This window comes from Stenotrophomonas sp. Marseille-Q5258 (genome assembly GCF_946900935.1).
In the GTDB taxonomy this organism is placed as follows: Bacteria; Pseudomonadota; Gammaproteobacteria; order Xanthomonadales; family Xanthomonadaceae; genus Stenotrophomonas; species Stenotrophomonas nematodicola.
In genome coordinates this window covers 101,705-120,396 of the sequence record NZ_CAMPPN010000005.1, presented here as the reverse complement: position 1 = coordinate 120,396, position 18,692 = coordinate 101,705, and the positions used below count along the sequence as shown (strand labels likewise).

Below are 18,692 nucleotides of genomic sequence, written 5' to 3'. Positions count from 1 at the left end.
CCCGGTGTGATGTCAGCGCAGCAGATACTGGTTGAGGAGGTTCTCGTAGCGCTCCTGCTTGCCGCTGACCTGCGCGGGCTCACCGAGCTTGATGGCCATCGCCGCCAGGTCGGTCAGGCCAAGCGTGCCGTTTTCGAAGTCCCTGCCCGCGCCGCTGTCGAAGCTGGCATACCGCTCGGCGCGCCACTGCTCCCACGGCGAGTCGTGCAGCAGGGCGTGCGCCACTTCCAGCCCGCGCGCGAACGCGTCCATGCCACCGATGTGGGCGATGAACAGATCTTCCAGGTCGGTCGACTCCCTGCGCAGCTTGGCATCAAAGTTCAGCCCCCCCTCCAGCCCGCCCTGCCGCAGCACGACCAGCATCGCGCCGACGGTGTCGTACAGGTCGGTCGGGAACTGGTCCGTGTCCCAGCCGTTCTGGCCGTTGCCACGGTTGGCGTCGATGCTGCCCAGCAAGCCGTGGTCGGACGCGACCTGCAGATCGTGTTCGAAGGTGTGTCCGGAGAGTGTGGCGTGATTGGCCTCGATGTTGAGCTTGAAGTCCTTGTCCAGGCCATGCGCTTTCAGGAAGCCCGCCACGGTCGCACTGTCGAAGTCGTACTGGTGGTTCATCGGCTCCATCGGCTTGGGCTCGATCAGGAAGTTCCCTTTCAACCCGATGCTGCGGCCGTAGTCCCGCGCCATCGTGAGGAAGCGCGCGAGATGGTCGAGCTCGCGCTTCATCTGCGTGTTCACCAGCGAGGCGTAGCCTTCCCGACCACCCCAGAACACGTAGTGTTCGCCGCCCAGTTCAACCGTCGCTTCCAGCGCCGCCTTCACCTGTACGGCGGCACGCGCCACCACGCCGAAATCCGGATTGGTGGATGCACCGTTCATATAGCGCGGATGCGAGAAGAGATTGGCTGTTCCCCACAGCAGCTTGATGCCCGTAGCCTCCTGACGCGCCTTGGCCAAGCCGACCATGTGCTTGAGGTTCTTCTCGTACTGGGTGACATCGTCGGCGTCCGGTGCCAGGTCGATGTCATGGAAGCACCAGTACGGCACGCCAAGCTTGGTGAAGAATTCGAACGCGGCGTCCACCTTCGCTTCGGCGGTGGCCATCGGCGAGCCGGCCTCCCACGGGAACCGGCGGGTGCCTGGACCAAACGGATCATGCCCCGCGTTGCAGAACGTGTGCCAGTAGCAGGCCGCGAAGCGCAGGTGCTCCTGCATGGTCTTGCCACCGATGACCCGGTCCGCGTCATAGACCTTGAATGCGAGGGGGTTGTCCGAGCCCCGGCCCTCAAAGGGGATGCGGCCGATGCCGGGGAAGTATTCCGTGGCGCCGATGAAAGGCTGATTGCTCATGGTGGGTCTTCCTGTTGGTGTGGGAGGTGTCGCGAAAGAGGGAGATCAGCCGTGATACAGCGGCATGATGGCGTCGAGATGGCGCAGGAATCGGGCATACGCCGTGGCGTAGGCGTCCGTGCGCGCCGGATCGGGCTGTGCGGACTGCAGCGGGTCGAGCGCTACGTGCCGGTCTGCGATCTCGGCGATGGACGCGCCCTCTCCACGCGCGTGACCCAGCGCCCACAGGGCCTGCAATGCCGCACCGAATGCCGCGCCTTCGGACTGGGTCGGCACGTCCACCGGAAGGCCGAACACATCGGCCACCAGTTGCCGCCACTGCGCGCTGTTGCTGCCGCCGCCGGTCAGCACGATGCGTTCGAACCGCATGCCCGCGCGGACAAAGGCGTCGTAGCCGTACTTCAGGCTGTACGTCGCCCCTTCGACGGCCGCACGGTAGAAGTGCGCCGGGGTCATGTTGGCCGTGTCCAGGCCCGCCAGTACCCCTTTGCCCAGCGGCAGGTCCGGCGTGCGCTCGCCATTGAGGAACGGCAGCATCACCAGGCCGTCTGCACCGGGCGACGTCGCCCGCAGGTGCCCGTCGGCATACCGGGTGCTGAACCCGAACGCATCGGCGACCTGCTCGGTGACGACCGTGCAGTTCATCGTGCAGATCAGCGGCAGCCAGCCGCCGGTGGACGAGCAGAACGCGGCCCATTTCCCGTCCGGGTCGACCACGGGCGTGTCCGAGTAGGCGAACAGGGTGCCCGAGGTGCCCAGGCTCATCGCCAGGCGACCGGGCACGACGCAGCCGGTGCCGATCGCCGCCATCATGTTGTCGCCACCGCCCACGGCCACTTTCACGGTCGCACGCAGCCCCAGTGCCGCCGCGATGGCCGGGTCGATGTCCAGCATCTCCTCGGGCGCGGCGATGCGTGGCAGGCACGCGGCAAGGTCGCGCTCGGGATCGGTCGCGCGCAGCAGAGGGCTCGACCAGGTGCGGGTGCGCACGTCCAGCCAGCCCGTGCCCGACGCATCGCCGTACTCGCAGAAGCGCTCGCCGGTCAACACGAAATTGAGGTAGTCATGCGGCAGCAGGATCGTGGCAAGCCGCGCGTAGGCCTCGGGCCGATGGGTCCTGGTCCAGGGCAGCTTGGAGGCGGTGTACCCGGTGAGGACAGGGTTGCCCGCCAGCGCGATGCTGCGCGCTGCACCGCCCACTGCGTCCATGATCTGCACGCACTCGGCCGACGTGCTGGTGTCGCACCACAGCTTGGCCGGTGCCAGCACCTCGCCTGCCGCGTCGACCGCTACGAACCCGTGCTGCTGGCCCGACACCGCCAACGCGGTGATGCGCGAGCGAACCTTGGGTTCGATCGCATGGAAGCAGGCATGAAGTGCGGCGACCCAATCGGCCGGGTGCTGCTCACGGCTGCCATCGGCGCCGGACGTGAGGTCCAGCGGCGAGCTGGTGCTGGCAACGAGTCGACGCCCGGCAGGGTCGTACACCACGATCTTCAGGCTCTGCGTCCCTGCGTCGATTCCGGCCACCAGTTCCATGTACTGCACTCCCGCCCGTTATTGAAGTTAGCGCTACCATTTCCAGACAACACCATGCTGCCGCGTTACGTCAGGGTTGGCGCCCGCGGCCATACGTCCTCTCCCGCCCTGCAGTAGCGCTCGATGAAGGCGGCCTGCGACGGCATCGTCGCAACCGCCTGCTGCACCGGCTGGCGGATCCGCGCCAGCAACGTCCGCAGGTCCGCGTCATCGATGGCACGTGCCAGCGGGTGCGGCGGACCCGGCTGGATCCCCTGCCCCATCAGCACACTGGTCCAGGAATCGACCCGGAACAGCTCGCCGGGGTCCTGCCACGCATGGGCCCGCTCGCGCCAGGCACGCAGCCGGATGGCGAGCGACTCGGGCAATGGCATCTCGCGGCACGCCTTCCACATCGGCTCGTCGCGCTGGTTTGCGTGGTAGTGCAGGATGATGAAGTCGCGCACATGCTCCATCTCCTGGCGGCTGACATCGTTGTACAGCGTCATCAGCGCCGGGCTGATGCCGTCAAACGGGAACAACTGGATCAGACGCACTACGGCACTGATGGTCAGGTGGATGCTGGTCGATTCCAGCGGCTCGATGAAGCCACTCGCAAGCCCAAGCGCCACCACGTTCCTGTTCCACGCCTTCAGCCGCCGCCCGCTACGGAATGGCACCAGCCAGGGATCGCGCAGGGGCGGGCCCTCGACGTCACGCAGCAGCTTGGCGTGCGCTTCGTCGTCGGACATGTGGCGGCTGGAAAACACCAGGCCGCAGCCGACCCGATGCTGAAGCGCGATATGCCACCGCCAGCCGGCCTCGTGTGCGATGGCGCGGGTGTACGGAACCGGCGGCGAGACCGAGCCGGTCTGCACCGCCACCGCGCGGTCACTGGGCAGCCAGTCGTGCCAGTCCTCGTAGCCGGTATGCAGGGTCTGCTCGGTCAACAGGCCGCGGAAGCCGGTGCAGTCGATGAACAGATCGCCCTCGATGATCTGCCCGTCCTCCAGCACCAGTGCCGCAACGGAGCCGTCATCGGCATGTTGCTGCACGTTGCGGATCTTGCCCTCGACCCGCCGCAGGCCCTGCGCTTCGGCCCTGCGTCGAAGGAACTTCGCATAGAGGCTGGCGTCGAAGTGATACGCATAGTTGAGTTGCGGCCGGGTGTCCAGCGAGAACCGGTCGCCGCGCGAGGCGACGCTCTCCAGGCAGAAATCGCCCAGCTCCGACGGCATGCCGCGGCGCAGGCTGTCCAGCCAGAAATGGTGGAACGGCGCAGCCCACGTTCCCTGCCCGATCGTGCCGAAGGGATGGATGAAACGGTCCCCTGGTCGACGCCAGTTCTCAAACGAGATCGAGAGCTTGAACGTGCCGGCGACCGCGCGCAGGAATTCCTGCTCGTCGATCTGCAGAAAGCGGTGGAACGCACGGATGGGCGGCACGGTCGACTCGCCAACGCCCACCGTACCGATCTGCTCGGACTCCACCAGGGTGATGTCCAGCTGGTCGCGGAACTGGTGGGACAGCGCACAGCCGGCCAGCCAGCCGGCCGTGCCGCCACCGGCGATGACGACCTTGCGGATCCGTGCGTGTGGTGTGTTCGCAACGTTCAATGCGATGCTCCCATCAGCGGTTGAGTCGAGCCAGCAGCTGTGCGCGCGTGCGCCGTGCCTGCGTCTCGTCGAACGGTGCCAGCTCGCCCCTGGCCGCTTCAGGCAGGTGCTGCCCTGCGCGCTCGCCCGGACCGAAGACGTAGTAGTCGAAGATCGTCGACCAGGCCTGCTTTTCACGTGCAGGCAGATCGCGCAGCGCCCACATCGCATGCTGGAGCGCCGGCAGCGGGGAGGAAAGAAAGCCGGGTGTGCTGCGCCACCAGTAATTCACCAGCACGTTGAATGGCGCCAGGCTGCGCACGTGGTGCCACCACATGCTCGGAATGAAGATGGCATCACCCGGCTCCAGCTCGGCAGTCCGCGCGCTTGCCAGGGCATCACGGAAGCGGGGATGGCGCGCGAAATCCGGGCGCTCGAAATCCACCACGCTGACCACCTGGCCTCCCGGCGTGGGTTCCAGTGGCCCGGGATACAGGTTCTCGATCTGATCCGGCGGAAAGAGCGTGAAGCGGCGCCGGCCCACTGCGCAGCACGCCAGGTTGTCCGGGGTGTCGAAATGGCACGACGCCGTTACGCGGTTGCCAATCCAGATGCTGGCCGATGCCTCGATGCCCTGCCCCGCCAAGCCGGCATCGTTGGCCTGCGCGAACCCGGGGAGCGCCCGCTCGATCAGCAGCGCGGCAACATAGTAGGTAGGCGGCCTGGGCTCCTCGAAGGTCTCGGCAATTTCGTCCAGCACCTGCGTCAGCAGGCCGCGCCGGACCTCGACGTTCAACCGCGTGAAGTCCTCGTTGTAGAACGGACGCCCTTCAATCTCCGGCCCGCCGAACGAATACGGCACAGGCACGCCCGCATCGAAACCGCGCAGATAGGCCAGCGCCTCGTGTGTGGAACGCCGCCCGGCCTGCACCAGCCCCCAGTCGCGCGCGATGCCGCGCAGCACGACCGGCTCGCCGACGGCAGCCAGTGCCGACAGCGGCAGCGCTTCCGGCGCAAGACCGTCGAGAACGCGCATGGCAACGCCGTCATGCATGGGTCAGTTCCTGCCCGCCGCCACGGCGGCATCCTGCGTGCGCAGGCGGCGCTGCTTCTCGGCGATCAGGCGCCGCATGTTGTGCAGAGACGCCAGCATCAGGTACGCGCCTTCCAGATACCCGGCGCGGTTGAGGTCGGCGAGCGCGGAACCGTCCAGCTGGGCCAGGCGGTCACGGTCGATCGCATGCAGGCCGTTGATGCCCACCCGATGACCGGTGTCGATCGTCACATCAAGCGAGACCGGCTGGATGAGTCCGTTCGTATCGAGCATGGAAAACATGTGTGCGCCAAAGGCATGGCCATCGTGGATGCCGCGCAGCACGCCAGCGATATGGTCAAGATAGGGGCTGTTCCCCCCCTGCGGCAGGAACACCGGCTCACCCTGCATCGCGTTCACGCGCGGGTGGTCGAGGTCGACGTGCAGCACCGCTTCCTGGACAGGTGCGCCATCGATCCGGTTCTCCTGGAAGCCGATGAGGAACGGCCCCTTGGCCGCGGCCCCCGGCAGATAGGTGGCATTCCAGCGCCCATCGTGCAGAAACAGATTCTCGTGCTGCTCGAATCCGAGCAGCGCAACGGACTGCCAGTCCCCCGTCGCCGGGTCCCTGCGCAGAAAAATGGGGTACTCGCGCTGCAGCTCGGCGAACTCGCTCGGGTAGGCCGGCACCATGCCCACCGCGTCGCCGAACTCGGGCCCGAAACCGGTGGCCACGCGCAGGTCGCGGTGGGCGATGTTGTTGAGCATTTCGTAACGCGGCATGGTGGTGTCCAATCCCATCAGGAGCCTGGAACGGGTGCCGCTGGCCAAGCAGCGGCACCCTCACGGTTCAGAACCTGTAACGCACGCCAAGCATGTAACGCGGACTCTGATCGGCCAGCTTCACGATCATCTGCGAGGTGCGCGAACGCCAGCGAACGTCCTCACCGGTCAGATTGATCGCCTCCAGGCCGAACGACCAGTGATCATCCAGAGTGTAATTCACGCTGAGATCCCACTGCTCGTACGCTTCCACGTAGTACGGATTACGGCTTGCTCCCTGGTTGGCCAGGATCAGGTACTGGTCACGCCAGTTCCAGGCCAGGCGGACAGACCAGCCGTACTTCTCGTACATCAGCATCGCATTGGCCGTGTCGCTGAGTCCAGTCAGCGAGAACTGGTCGATGCCCGGATCGCCGCCGTTGTTGAACCCCACGTCGCCATTGACAATGGTGTAGTTGGCGAGGATGCCAAACCCCGTGTCGCCGAAGAAGTACTGCCCACCCAGCTCCCAGCCATGCAGCTTGGATTTGTTCTGGTTGATGGGGCGGTTGACGTTGAACAGGTACAGCGGATCGGCCGCGGTGCCGTACAGATCGTACGCGGCCTCGGTGGCCAGCACCTGAGCATCCGTGCCGTTGTAGGCGCCCAGCCCGGCCGGGTTGTTGCGCAGCAGGGCCAGCGCGGTGAACAGCGAGGTGTCGTTGGCCGAGCAGGCTGCCGCATTGGCCGCCCCAACCTGGGTGATGCAGGCTCCGCTGGTCAGGAACGCCAGTGCCGCCTGCGCATCCGGTCCGGAACTCGGGTCGCGCAGGCCGTACAGGTTCTCCTGCACCACGGTGTTGCCCACGAAGTTGTCGACCTGCTTGTTCCAGAAGGTGACCGATACGTAGCTGGCGTCAGCGAAGTACCATTCCAGCGCCAGGTCCAGGTTGTCCGATTCCAGGGGCTTCAGCGCCGGGTTCTGCGCGGTGCCGCTGGCCCTCGACGACGGGTCGATCAGCACCGAACCGAACGGCTGCTGTGCCGTTGGACCGGCGTAGAGATTGCCGATCGGCGCGCGGGCGATGCTCTTGCCGAACGACACGCGCCCCTTGAGGTCGTCCATCAGGTCGATGCTGAAGTCCAGGTTGGGCAGGACGTAGCTGTACGTGGTCTTCTCGGTGAAGGGTTGCTGCTCATCGGACAACAGCACGCGGAAGTCGTTGTTCGACTGCCACTCGATGGCTTCCGGAATGGCGATGATCGAGGTCGACACCACATCGGTGGTCTCATAGCGGACGCCCAGCCGCGTGCTGGTGCGCAGGCCGCCCAGGTCGCCGTCCAGCTCGACCTGGAAGTACGCCGACCGGGTCTTCTCCTCCACCCGGTTGTCGGCGGCGAGCTGCGGGCTCACCCCCAGGCTGGCGCCGTAGTTGTCGGCCGCCCACTGCGCGATCCGGCCGGCATCGCCGCGCCAGGCAGTGAAGCTGTTGGCACTGTAGTCCTTGAACAGCCCGACGATGTTGACCGGCTGCAGCAGGTCCATCAACCCGTTCGCGACGTCCCCGTCAACGTTGGCCACGCCCCAGTCGCCCAGGGTGTTGTAATTCTCTGCGGCCTGGATGCGGTGGGTGGTCTGCTTGCTCGAGTCCACACCAAACTGGAAGCGGCCCTTGTCGAAGCTCCACTCGCCGTCGACGCGCCCCTGCTTGATCTCGCTGACCTGGGTCTGCGAATTGATGCGCAGCACCTGCGAGCCGATCTCGCCTGGCACGAATCCCGGGTTGACCACGCCGTTGGTCTTGGCGATGGCGTCGGCCGTGCTGGGGTACCAGACCTGCGTGCCTACCGGCAGCCCGTTGTTGAAGACCATCTCCTGTACCCAGGACCCGCCGCAATGCGGTCCGGTGGTGCAGTTGTTGGTGCCGGCGATACTGCTGAAGATGGAGCCGCCGCCGGTCAGCGGATCGTTCGGGCGGCTCTCGTTCTTCGAGTCGTGCGCATCGAAGCTGAGCTTGAACCGGTCGGTGACATTCCACACCGCGTTCAGACCCAGCGAGCCCAGCTTGTACTTCTGCATGCTGCGCTGCTGCTCGAGGCCGAAGTCCTTGGTGCCCGCGATCTCACGGATGTAGATCGGCGTGGCAACCGCTCCGCTGGTATCGAACGTGACGTCGGTGTAGTTGCTGTTCTGCAGCCACATGCCCTGTTCGCCACGATTCTCGGTGATTTCGTTGGTCGAGTACGTGTAGTCAAGGGTCAGCGTGATCGCGTCTGTCGGCGCGAACTGCAGCACGGCCTGGCCGTTGATGCGCTCACGTTCGAACTCGGAGAAGGCGTAGCGCAGGTCGTTCGGCCGTGCGTACAGCGCGCCGATCGCCGGGGCGTTGACCACCGTCGGGTTGCCGGGCATCGTGCCGGTCCACGGCTGGATGTTCCAGTAGTTGTCGGTGGCCTGGACCGAGCCGCCCTTGCGCTTCTGGTAGCTCGCACTCACGCCGACGCCGAGGGTCCTGTCGGGGTTGGTGTAGCTGAAGATACCCGACAGTTCCGGGGTCAGGTCGTTGTCGAACGGCTGGCTCCTGTCGGAGACGACTTTGGCCCCGGCACTGGCAACCACGCCCTCGTGGTCGAACGGACGCGACGTCAGGATGTTGATGGTGGCGCCGATACCACCGCTGGGCACGTTCGCCTGGCTGGTCTTGTAGACCTCGATGCCGTTGATCGCTTCTGCGGCAAGCTGGGCGAAGTTGAACGCGCGGGTACCGCCGTCGACACCGCCGATGGCGACCTGCCCCGCTGCACCGAAGGCATCGGCACCGGGCATCTGGCGACCGTTGAGCGTCACCATGTTGAACTGCGGGCCAAAGCCGCGCGCCGTCACCTGGGCACCCTCGCCGTCGCGGCGCTCGATGGAGATGCCGGTGATGCGCTGAAGCGACTCGGCCAGGTTGGTGTCGGGGAACTTGCCGATGTCCTCGGCACTGATTGCATCCACCACACCGGCCGAGTCGCGCTTGATGTCCATCGCCTGGCTGAGGCTGTTGCGGATGCCGGTGACCTGGACGGTATCCAGCTGCGTCGGACTTGGCTGAGCCTGCGACTGGGCGCTGGACGCCGGCGTCGGTGCGTCCTGCGCGAATGCGGGATTGATGACCAGAACGCCGCCTACAAACGTAAACATGGCCCTGGATGTGAACTTCGCCAGCGTCCGGCTCATGAACGAGCCCTCCGGCCTGGGGTACGACGGAAAGCAGCAGCGCTCATGACTCTCCCCTCTGACATACGATCGAATGGATGTACCGCCCCTCCTGGGGGCACGTACGGGCGATGCCCGTCTTCCACACCGAACATCGCAGTGCGCGTTGCGCTCACTGCGACGCCAACTCGCTTTCAGACTTGCCAGAACAGCCGCGTGGTAAAGGGGGGGGGTACCTGGCGGCCTTACTCCGGCCGAGTGGTAGCGCTACCATCACGTCACGGGCGCAGCCTAATCATCCAGGGTTGCGCTTGTCATCATGCAGCGCAGCAAAGGAATCCATGCCGTGAAAAACAGCCACAGAGCGGTCCGTCGAAAGGCAGGCGCAGTCACCATCGATGACGTCGCGGCGCACGCCGGGCTTTCCGCCATGACGGTGTCACGCGTCATCAACGGCCATGCCGGCGTACGCGACGACAACCGCGAGCGCGTCATGCGCAGCGTGCGTGAACTTGACTACCGGCCCAACCTGGCGGCGAGCGCCTTGGCTGCGGCGCAGCACACCTGCATCGCGTTGATCTATACCAATCCAAGCTCCAGCTACCTGCGCGAGCTCCTGGTCGGTGCGTTGCGCGGATCCACCCGTGCAGCGGCGCAGCTGGTGATCGCCACCTGGGATGACCTGGGCGCCCAGGCACGTCGCCACGCGGCACGGCAACTTTCAGGCAGCGTGGCAGGCGTGATACTGCCGCCGCCCCTGTGCGAGTCGCAGGCCATCGTCGACGAGTTCCTTGCCGCAGGCGTGGCCGTCGTGTCCATCGCGTCCAGCCATTTCAGCGACAGGATGTCCTGCGTGCGCATCGATGACCGGCAGGCAAGCCACGACGTGGTGTCGCATCTGATCGCCCACGGACATACCCGCATCGGCTATATCAAGGGCGATCCAAATCAGACCGCCAGCGCCCACCGATGGCAGGGGTATCGGGATGCGCTGGCCGACGCCGGCATCGGCTACGACGACGCACTCGTCCATGCCGGCTATTTCACGTACCGCTCCGGGCTGGACGCCGCAGAACGGTTGTTGAGCGTGGACGCGCCGCCCACTGCGATCTTCGCCAGCAACGATGACATGGCATCGGCCGTGGTGTCGGTGGCGCATCGCCGCGGCCTGGTGGTGCCGGGTGACCTTTCGGTGGTGGGGTTCGACGACACCTCCGCGTCGACGATGGTATGGCCGGAACTCACCACGGTGCATCAACCGGTGGCGGACATGGCCGACACCGCCATCGACATCCTGTTGCGTGAGATCCGGCGCCCCGCGTCTTCGGGGCACCGCACGGTGAACCATGTGCTCGCGCACCGGTTGATCACGCGCGCGTCCGTAGCGCGACCGCGTCCAGTCCCGGCCATCGCGCCCTCGCGCGACCGTGACGCGTCACGCAAACAGCCCTGATGGCCCCTGCCCCCTCAGCGCGCTACGCGCCTTGGCGGGACAACCCGGCCACCCTCTCCCGCGCGGCAATCCGTTCGACCAGCGTAGTGATGGCCGCCTCCATCGCGCGCGCCGTCTGGTCGCCGCTCTGGTTGGTGATGACGAATATGCCAAGGTCGTACTTTGGCAGGATGTACACGTAGCACTGCGATCGGGGCACGCCGCCATGATGCGCGAAGTAGGTGCCCTTCAACCGGTCGCCGCTGACGATGTTCCAGAAATAACCGATGCTGAACCCGGGATCGAATTCGACGAGCGCGCGACGCGACTCCGTCACGACAGACCCGCCAGACAGCTGGAACCGAAGGTACTTCACCATTTCCGGCACGGTCACCTTCGCGTTCCCGGATGCGCCCCAAGGCAGTTGCGGCATCGGCGTGGTGGGCACCGGGTTGTCACTGTGATAGCCGATCGCAAGCCGGCGGGCCTCCTCGTCGCTCAGCCGGATCCTGACGTCCGTCATCCCTGCGGACTCGGCCAGGTAGCCGCGCAACAATGACTCATAATCCCTCTTGTAGACCGTCTCCAGAACATGCGCGGCCAGTTCCGTGCCGGTACTGGAGTATGCGTACTGCTTCCCGGGCATGCGGGGAATCCGGGCGCCATGCAGGTCCCTGAAAAAGTCGGCCTTGCCGTAGTGCGCGTAGATGGCATTGAGCTCGCCGGGCGTGCGCTGGTCCGTGAAGTCCGCGAGCACTGTGTTCGCCTCCGCCGGCAGCATGTTCGGCAAGCCGCTCGTATGCGACAGCAGGTGACGGATGCGGATGGGGTCGCCCTTGTACGCCAGGTTCGGATAGGCGTCGTCGAGATACATCCGGATATCATCGTCCAGACGCACCTTGCCCTCCAGAACGGCATTGGCCATCAGGGTGCCTGCCAGTGTCTTGCTCAACGAGCCGATCTCGTAGAGCGTCGCATCGGTTGGCGGACCCGGCGTCCCCGCCTCCATGTCGCCGCGATGTCGAATGAATGCCTTGCCCCTGTACACCACGGCGATCGAGGTCGAGTGGAGCAGCGGCTGCTCGATCAGCGTCGCGGCGACCTCGTCGATGTCCGCGCCGAGGTCCTTCGCCGGGGTCGTCGTGCCCGTGCATCCCGCGACCAGCAGCGCGGCGGACAGCACGATGCAGTACCGCCGCCGAACACGCTTCGAAGTGGGTTTCATGCGTGGCGCTCGAAGGAAGAGGTGGCAGGGGCGCTTACGATAGCCGATCGTCGGTGGCGCCGCTTGCGCCGGCACGTGCGTGCAACCGCCACGGTTCCCGCGGCGCCTTCGGCCCGTTCCACGGCCAGAATCCTTCGACATCCAGCACCACCGATCAGCTCAGGAAGGTGCGGATGATGCCCAGCAGGCCCAGCGACAGAATCGCCCGGCAGAGTTGCAGGCCCCAACCGTCGGTTGGGGCCTGCAACTCTGCTGGCCCCCTCAGCGGTGGGCCAGTGCGAAATCCAATGCCGCGCACACTGCGGCAACCTGCGCGTCATTGCACTGCGCCGGGGTGGTGAGCGGGCTGTCCGGGTACACCTCGGTGGTGGTGGCAAAGCGCGCATCAGTGAAGCCGGCGCAGGCACCGATCGACCGCGACGCCCCCCACACCACGCCCGGGGACTGCAGCGGCATGCCGACGAGATTGCCATCGGCATCGGCCTGGGCGATATGGGTGATCTTCTCCACCGCTGCGATCAGCGCCCGCTGGAACGCCGGCTCGGGATTCTCGCTGTTGCCGATCACATAGAAGCCATCGGGAATGGTCTCCGGCACCAGCAGCCTGCCGTCGCGCGCCGCCAGCGCCGGGTCGAATTCGTTGGCGTCGCTGTCGGTGGTTTCGTGCAGATCCACGTGGACCAGCAGCGTGTCGCCACGCGCGGCGATCCAGCGCATCAGCGCACCGGCCTCCTCGGCGGTCTCGCCGGGGCGGAAGGCCCGGTTGGTATCCAGTGCATCGGGATTCCAGCGCTGGATGCGTTCGTAGCCCCACGGGCTGACGCAGGGCGCCACCAGCAGGTTGATGCGCCCGGCATAGTCGGCCGCCTTCTGCTCCAGGAACAACAGGGCGCCATGCACGCCACTGGTTTCATAGCCGTGCACGCCACCGGTGACCAGCGCCGACGGCAGCGCGGGGTCCCAGTCACTGCTGATGGCGGCGAACAGCGGGTAATGGTCCGGCGGGTAGTCGAGCTGCCCGTACTGGACGATCTCAATACGATCGCCAAGCCGCTCCAGTGCCGCCACGACATCGTCGTGATAGCTGCGCTGGCGCTGCTGGCGTGCACGCCAGGCGGCGCGCTCGACGTCACCCCACGGCTGGCCGGGAGTCCCGATCGGATAGAAATGCGCGCTGCTCATCGAAGGCTCCCGTACGTTGGACGCGCATTGTATCCGCGCACCACGATCCAGGGCGTGGCCGTGACCAACGCCGCCCGACGCGGCAAAGGCGGGCCGCCACAAAAAAAAGGAGGCCGGTGGTCCGGCCTCCTGTTCTGTACTGCGCAATGGCACCCTACGCGACCTGCACTTCCTCATAGCCATTGAAGCGCATGTCGCTGGACGCGCGCCCCTGGGTCAACGAGCGCAGGGCCGTGGTGTAGCCGGACAGCTTGGCCAGCGGTGCATACCCGAGCACCTCGACCTGGGCGCCGCGGTCTTCGATGGACGCGACCCGGCCATTACGGCGATTGAGATCGCCCACCACGTCGCCGACGTTGGCCGACGGGGCATGGATGGCCACTTCCATCACCGGCTCCAGCAGACGTGTGCCCGCCCTCGCCAGCGCGGCCTTGATCGCCTCGCTGCCGGCGCGATGGAACGCCATGTCCGAGGAATCCTTGGCATGGGTCTGGCCGTCGGTCAGGGTCACCTCGAGCCCCACCACCGGATGTCCACGCGGGCCCTCTTCAAGCGCCGCACGCACACCCTTCCCCACCGCTGCCACGAACGTCTTCGGGATCACGCCACCGACCGTCCGGTCGATGAAACGGATCTCGCCGCCGTCGATGGGCACCACGTCGATCAGCACCCGCGCGAACTGGCCCTGGCCGCCGGTCTGCTTGGCGACCTTGCCTTCCACGCCCTGCACTGCCTGTGCAGGGGTTTCCTGGTAGGCCACCCGTGGCGCCCCGGTGCGTACCGGCACATTCCACTCGCTGCGCAGTCGTTCGACCATCACCTCCAGGTGCAGCTCGCCCATGCCCCAGATCAGGGTTTCCCCGGTCACCGCGTCGGTGGAGACGTGGAACGAGGGGTCTTCCTGCGCCAGGCTCGACAGGCCCTGGCTCATCCGGATCAGGTCCGACGCCTTGTCCGCATTCAACCGCCAGGCCAGTACTGCGTGCTGGGCCTGGATGGCATCAAGCAGCAACGGCGCGGACGGGGCGCTGAGCGTTTCTCCGCTCACCGCATCCTTCCACCCGATCACCGCCACGATGTCGCCGGCCACGGCTTCCTTGATGTCATGGGTCTGGTCGGCCTGCACACGCACCAGCCGGCCGATCCGACGCCCCTGCGCATGCTGCGAACTGGCCACGCTGTCACCCACCTTTACCGTGCCCGAGTACAGCCGGATGAAGCTCAACGCCCCGTGGCTCTGGTGCGTGATCTTGAACAGCAGCGCGGCCAGCGGACCCTTCGGATCCGGCGGCAACAGCACCTCGCTGCCGTCACGCATGGCCACGACCGGCGGGCGATCCAAGGGCGACGGCAGGAAATCGACGACCGCATCCAGCAGCGTGTCGATGCCTTTGCTCTTGAATGCCGCACCGGCCAGCACCGGCACGCCGGCACCGGCCAGCGTGGCCCGGCGCAGGGCCGCGCGCAGCTGCGCATCGTCTATCTCGCGTCCTTCCAGCCAGGCTTCACCGAGCGCGTCATCGTGGTCGGCGACCGCTTCGATCAGGTCCAGCCGGCGGGGCTGCCACTGCACGGCCTGCTCGGCCGTCCAGGCAGTCCGCACCGGCGTGCCGGTGTCGTCCCATTCGACGATCTCGCGGGCAATCAGGTCCACCCAGCCGTGGAACCGGCTTTCCACGCCCAGCGGCCAGCCGATCGCCCACGGACGCGCCTGCAGCTTGTCCTGCAGCTGCGCCAGCACGCGCTCGAAGGACGCACCGATGCGATCCATCTTGTTGACGAACGCAATCAGCGGCACGCCATGACGGCGCGCCTGGTGCCAGACAGTCTCGGACTGCGGCTGCACGCCGTCCACCGCAGAAAACACGGCCACGGCGCCGTCGAGGACGCGCAGCGAACGCTCCACTTCGATGGCGAAATCGATATGGCCGGGCGTGTCGATCAGGGTCAGGCGATGGTCGCCCTCGCCGCGGGGAGACCAGTGCGCCTGCACGGCGGCCGCACCGATGGTGATGCCCCGCTCGCGTTCTATCGCCGAGAAGTCGGTGGTGGCAGCGCCGTCATGGACTTCGCCGACGCGGCGGATCTCGCCGGTTTTCCACAGCAGGCGTTCGGTAAGTGTGGTTTTGCCGGCGTCGATGTGGGCGATGATGCCCAGGTTGCGCCAGTGGGAAAGAGAATGGGTGTTCATGGGGTGTGCTCTCGTCGCCAACATCAAGGAGCCGCACGCCGCCGTTGGCTAACGGGCGTGCGGCCAGGTTTGGGGCTCGGCGGTCTGGTGCATGACACGTTCTCCTTTGCATCGGTTGTGTAACGCGGAAACGAAAAGAGCGCCCGATGGGCGCTCTCTCTGGGGGTCTTCAGGTGACCGGAAACCGGTCAGCCGCCTGATGAGCCGCAGGGCAGACGCGCCCGTCCCGCGTGTTCGCGGGTCTGGGTAAAAAACGTCAGGAGCGGCATCGAGGTCATGGCAGCGGCGGGTGGGGTGCGTGCGCGCATTGTAGGCCTCTGCCCGCGACACGCAAGTGAGTTTTGCGCGCGCCACTGGAACAATGAGTGCAGCTCAACTCATACATTGATCCAGGTGGAACAAATGCGACCCCTTCCGGTCCGCATATGCGAATGGGTCGCAATTGCATATCTTTCCCAACAACTTAAAATGGCAGGGTGACCGCGTCATCCGACGACGGCATCGATGCTGGTGGCGGCCGCTGGCCGTGTGCGTATGGCCAGCGTCTGCGCCCTCTCCTTCCGTGTCCCGAGTTCCGTCCATGTCCCCCACCCCCGTCTCGCCCCGCAGACTGCGTCCCGATCTGCTCGCCCTGGCCTGCGTCTTTGCCTGCCTGCCCGTCGCCTCCGCGTTGGCGCAGAGCGCCACTGAGCTCGATGCCGTCCGCGTCAATGCCTACCGTGCCGCCAACAGCACCAGCGGCGCCACCAAGACCAGCACCTCCCTTGCCGAGACACCCCAGTCGGTGTCGGTGATCGAGCGCGCCGAGCTGGATGCGCGCGGCGTGCAGTCGCTCAACGATGCAATGCGCTATGTGGCCGGTGTCAGCCTGGAAAGCAGCGGCATCGACAATCGTGTCGACGATTTCCGCATCCGCGGTTTCGACGCCGGCAGCTGGGCCAACAACGTCACCCTCGACGGGATGCGCGCGCCACAGGGCAGCCAGTGGAACCGCAGCATGTTCGACAGCTGGAACCTCGAGCGTGTTGAAGTGCTCAAGGGTCCTTCGGCCGTGATGTACGGCCAGGTGGCCCCAGGCGGCATGGTCAACCAGGTGAGCAAGACGCCCACCCCCGACCAGGTGCAGCAGCTGCGTCTCGGGCTGGATGCCCACGGCCAGTACAGCGCCGCGTTCGACGTCGGCACCGGCAGCACCGGCAACGATCACCTGGTACGCCTGGTGGGCCTGTACCGCGACGGCGATACGCAGATCAAGCACACCGCACAGGAGCACTGGTTCCTGGCACCGAGCTACACCTGGCAGATCGCCGAGCACACCCGCCTGACCCTGCTCGGGCTGTATCAGAAGGACAACGGCGGCTCGACGTACCAGTTCCTGCCGATGGCGGGCACCCTCGACGCCACGCGCTACGGCCACATGAAGAACAGCACCTTCATCGGCGAGCCCGACTGGAACACCTTCAACCGCACGCTGTGGACGGCTGGATGGATGGTCGAGCACCGGTTCAACGACCACATCACGCTGAGCCAGAGCGCGCGCCGGACCCATGTCGATTCGCTGTACCGCGGCGTGGTCACCTTCGGCGCGCTCAATGCCGATGGCCGCACGCAGAACCGCCGTGGTGTGCAGGGCACCGGCGATTCCGACGGCGATACGTTCGACACCCGCCTGCAGGCACGCTTCGCCACGGGCGGCGTGGACCACACCCTGCTGTTCGGCTGGGACTGGCAGCGTGCGGACTGGGAGGGCGTGCGTACGGCCATGTCCAGCCCGCGCCCGATCGACATCTTCAACCCGGTCCATTCCCCCTACCGGCCCACTGCCACCACGGAAACGCCGACGGCCGGCGTCAACCGCCAGAGCGGTGTATACCTGCAGGACCAGATGTCACTGGGCCAATGGCGCCTCACGCTGGGCGGCCGCTACGACTGGACCAAGGACGACGCCACCAGCGCCAATCGCAACATCGCCACCGGCATCTCCCAGCCCGGCGGGCGCAACGTGATCAAAAGCGAGGCGTTCACCGGCCGTGCCGGCGTGCTGTATGTGTTTGAGAACGGCCTGACGCCGTACATCAGCTATGCCGAGTCCTTCCAGCCCTCGACCAAGTCGCCGCTGGACAGCTTCACACACACCGCCTTCGAGCCGGTGACCGGTTCACAGTGGGAAGCGGGCGTGAAGTACCAGCCGGCAGCCGTGGATGGCCTGGTGACTCTGTCGGTGTATGACCTGCGCCAGCAGAACATGATCGTTGACGATCCGATTGCCAGCCATCGCAACTGCGGTGCAACCGGCACCGCGACCTGCTCCATCCAGGGCGATGAAGGACGTGTGCGCGGCATCGAGCTGGAGGGCCGCATCACGCCGATCGAGGGCTTCAGTCTGATCGGCGCGGCATCGCGCATGGATTCGGAGATGATCCGTTCGGCGCCCTACAAGGGCAGGCAGCTGGCGATGGTGCCGGACTACACCGCCTCGTTCTGGGCCGACTACACCGTCCAGGGCGGCGCGCTCGCCGGGCTGAGTCTGGCGGCGGGCGCGCGCTACAACGGAGCCAGCTACGGCGACAGCGCCAACCTGTACCGGATTCCGTCGTACACCCTGTTCGATGCGGCGATCCGCTACGACCTGGGTCAGGTTGGCAGCACCCGCGTGCTGCTCGCGCTCAATGCGAGCAATCTGGCCGACAAGCGCTTCGTGTCCACGTGCACCGGAGTGTCCTCGTGCTACTACGGCAGCGGACGCAGCGTGATGGCCACAGCCACGTTCGGCTGGTAACCGCCGCGCTTCCGGTAGCGCCGCCCTCTGGTCGGCTGCTCTGGACGGTGATCGTGTGTCGGTAGCCGCAGCCGGGCAGAGCCCGGCTCTACGGGGTGACGGTGCGTCGCGCTGGTGTAGAGCCGGCCTCTGGTCGGCGGCTGTGGACGGTGATTGTGCGTCGGTGGCCGCAGCCGGGCAGAGCCCGGCTCTACGGGGTGACGGCGCGTCGCGCTGGTGTAGAGCCGCCCTCTGGTCGGCTGCTGTGGACGGTGATTGTGCGTTGAAGGCCCCAGCCGGGCAGAGCCCGGCTCTACGGGGTGGCGGCGCGTTGCGCTGGTGTAGAGCCGCCCTCTGGTCGGCTGCTGTGGACGGTGATTGTGCGTTGAAGGCCGCAGCCGGGCAGAGCCCGGCGCTACGGGGGTGGCGGTGCGTCGTGCTGGTGTAGAG

The 18,692-nt window shown here is 66.3% G+C and carries 11 protein-coding genes; 2 read left to right on the top strand and 9 right to left on the bottom strand.

Features of this window, described 5'->3' with window-relative positions; translation table 11 throughout:
- Nucleotides 1–12 precede the first annotated feature (12 nt).
- The 6 genes from xylA to OC534_RS03740 all read right to left on the bottom strand — a co-directional run bounded on the left by xylA (nucleotide 13) and on the right by OC534_RS03740 (nucleotide 9,475).
- Nucleotides 13–1,347 (bottom strand): xylose isomerase, encoded by a 1,335-nt coding sequence (gene xylA / locus OC534_RS03765; RefSeq protein WP_153164118.1) that lies wholly within the window; start codon nucleotides 1,345–1,347, stop codon nucleotides 13–15.
- Between the two features lie 45 nt (nucleotides 1,348–1,392).
- A complete protein-coding gene (gene xylB, locus OC534_RS03760; protein ID WP_262071387.1) occupies nucleotides 1,393–2,886 on the bottom strand; it encodes a xylulokinase in 1,494 nt (497 codons plus the stop codon).
- Between the two features lie 65 nt (nucleotides 2,887–2,951).
- Nucleotides 2,952–4,481: a tryptophan halogenase family protein gene (locus OC534_RS03755; protein WP_262071386.1), complete on the bottom strand. Its 1,530-nt coding sequence runs from the start codon at nucleotides 4,479–4,481 to the stop codon at nucleotides 2,952–2,954.
- Between the two features lie 13 nt (nucleotides 4,482–4,494).
- The gene (locus tag OC534_RS03750) at nucleotides 4,495–5,514 is read right to left on the bottom strand and encodes a cupin-like domain-containing protein (RefSeq protein ID WP_017355983.1); all 1,020 of its coding nucleotides are present in this window, start codon (nucleotides 5,512–5,514) and stop codon (nucleotides 4,495–4,497) included.
- Between the two features lie 3 nt (nucleotides 5,515–5,517).
- A complete protein-coding gene (locus OC534_RS03745) occupies nucleotides 5,518–6,276 on the bottom strand; it encodes a SapC family protein (protein WP_208020029.1) in 759 nt (252 codons plus the stop codon).
- Between the two features lie 67 nt (nucleotides 6,277–6,343).
- Nucleotides 6,344–9,475, bottom strand: coding sequence for a TonB-dependent receptor (locus OC534_RS03740; RefSeq protein WP_262071385.1), 3,132 nt, complete (start codon nucleotides 9,473–9,475; stop codon nucleotides 6,344–6,346).
- Nucleotides 9,476–9,773: 298 nt separating this feature from the next.
- Here OC534_RS03740 and OC534_RS03735 point away from each other — a divergent pair, with 298 nt between their 5' ends.
- Entirely contained in the window at nucleotides 9,774–10,907 is a 1,134-nt protein-coding gene (locus OC534_RS03735; RefSeq protein WP_262071384.1) for a LacI family DNA-binding transcriptional regulator, read from the top strand.
- Between the two features lie 22 nt (nucleotides 10,908–10,929).
- Here OC534_RS03735 and OC534_RS03730 read toward each other — a convergent pair whose 3' ends face one another.
- The 3 genes from OC534_RS03730 to fusA all read right to left on the bottom strand — a co-directional run bounded on the left by OC534_RS03730 (nucleotide 10,930) and on the right by fusA (nucleotide 15,484).
- Entirely contained in the window at nucleotides 10,930–12,111 is a 1,182-nt protein-coding gene (locus tag OC534_RS03730) for a serine hydrolase domain-containing protein (protein ID WP_262071383.1), read from the bottom strand.
- A gap of 261 nt (nucleotides 12,112–12,372) precedes the next feature.
- Entirely contained in the window at nucleotides 12,373–13,293 is a 921-nt protein-coding gene (locus OC534_RS03725; RefSeq protein ID WP_262071382.1) for a M14 family metallocarboxypeptidase, read from the bottom strand.
- A 154-nt stretch (nucleotides 13,294–13,447) separates the two neighbouring features.
- Nucleotides 13,448–15,484 carry an elongation factor G gene (fusA, locus tag OC534_RS03720; protein WP_262071381.1) on the bottom strand — a complete coding sequence of 679 codons (2,037 nt, stop codon included), beginning with the start codon at nucleotides 15,482–15,484 and terminating at the stop codon, nucleotides 13,448–13,450.
- Between the two features lie 580 nt (nucleotides 15,485–16,064).
- Here fusA and OC534_RS03715 point away from each other — a divergent pair.
- Complete coding sequence (locus tag OC534_RS03715; protein WP_262071380.1) at nucleotides 16,065–18,263, top strand: TonB-dependent siderophore receptor; 2,199 nt, start codon at nucleotides 16,065–16,067, stop codon at nucleotides 18,261–18,263.
- The last annotated feature ends 429 nt before the right edge of the window (nucleotides 18,264–18,692 follow it).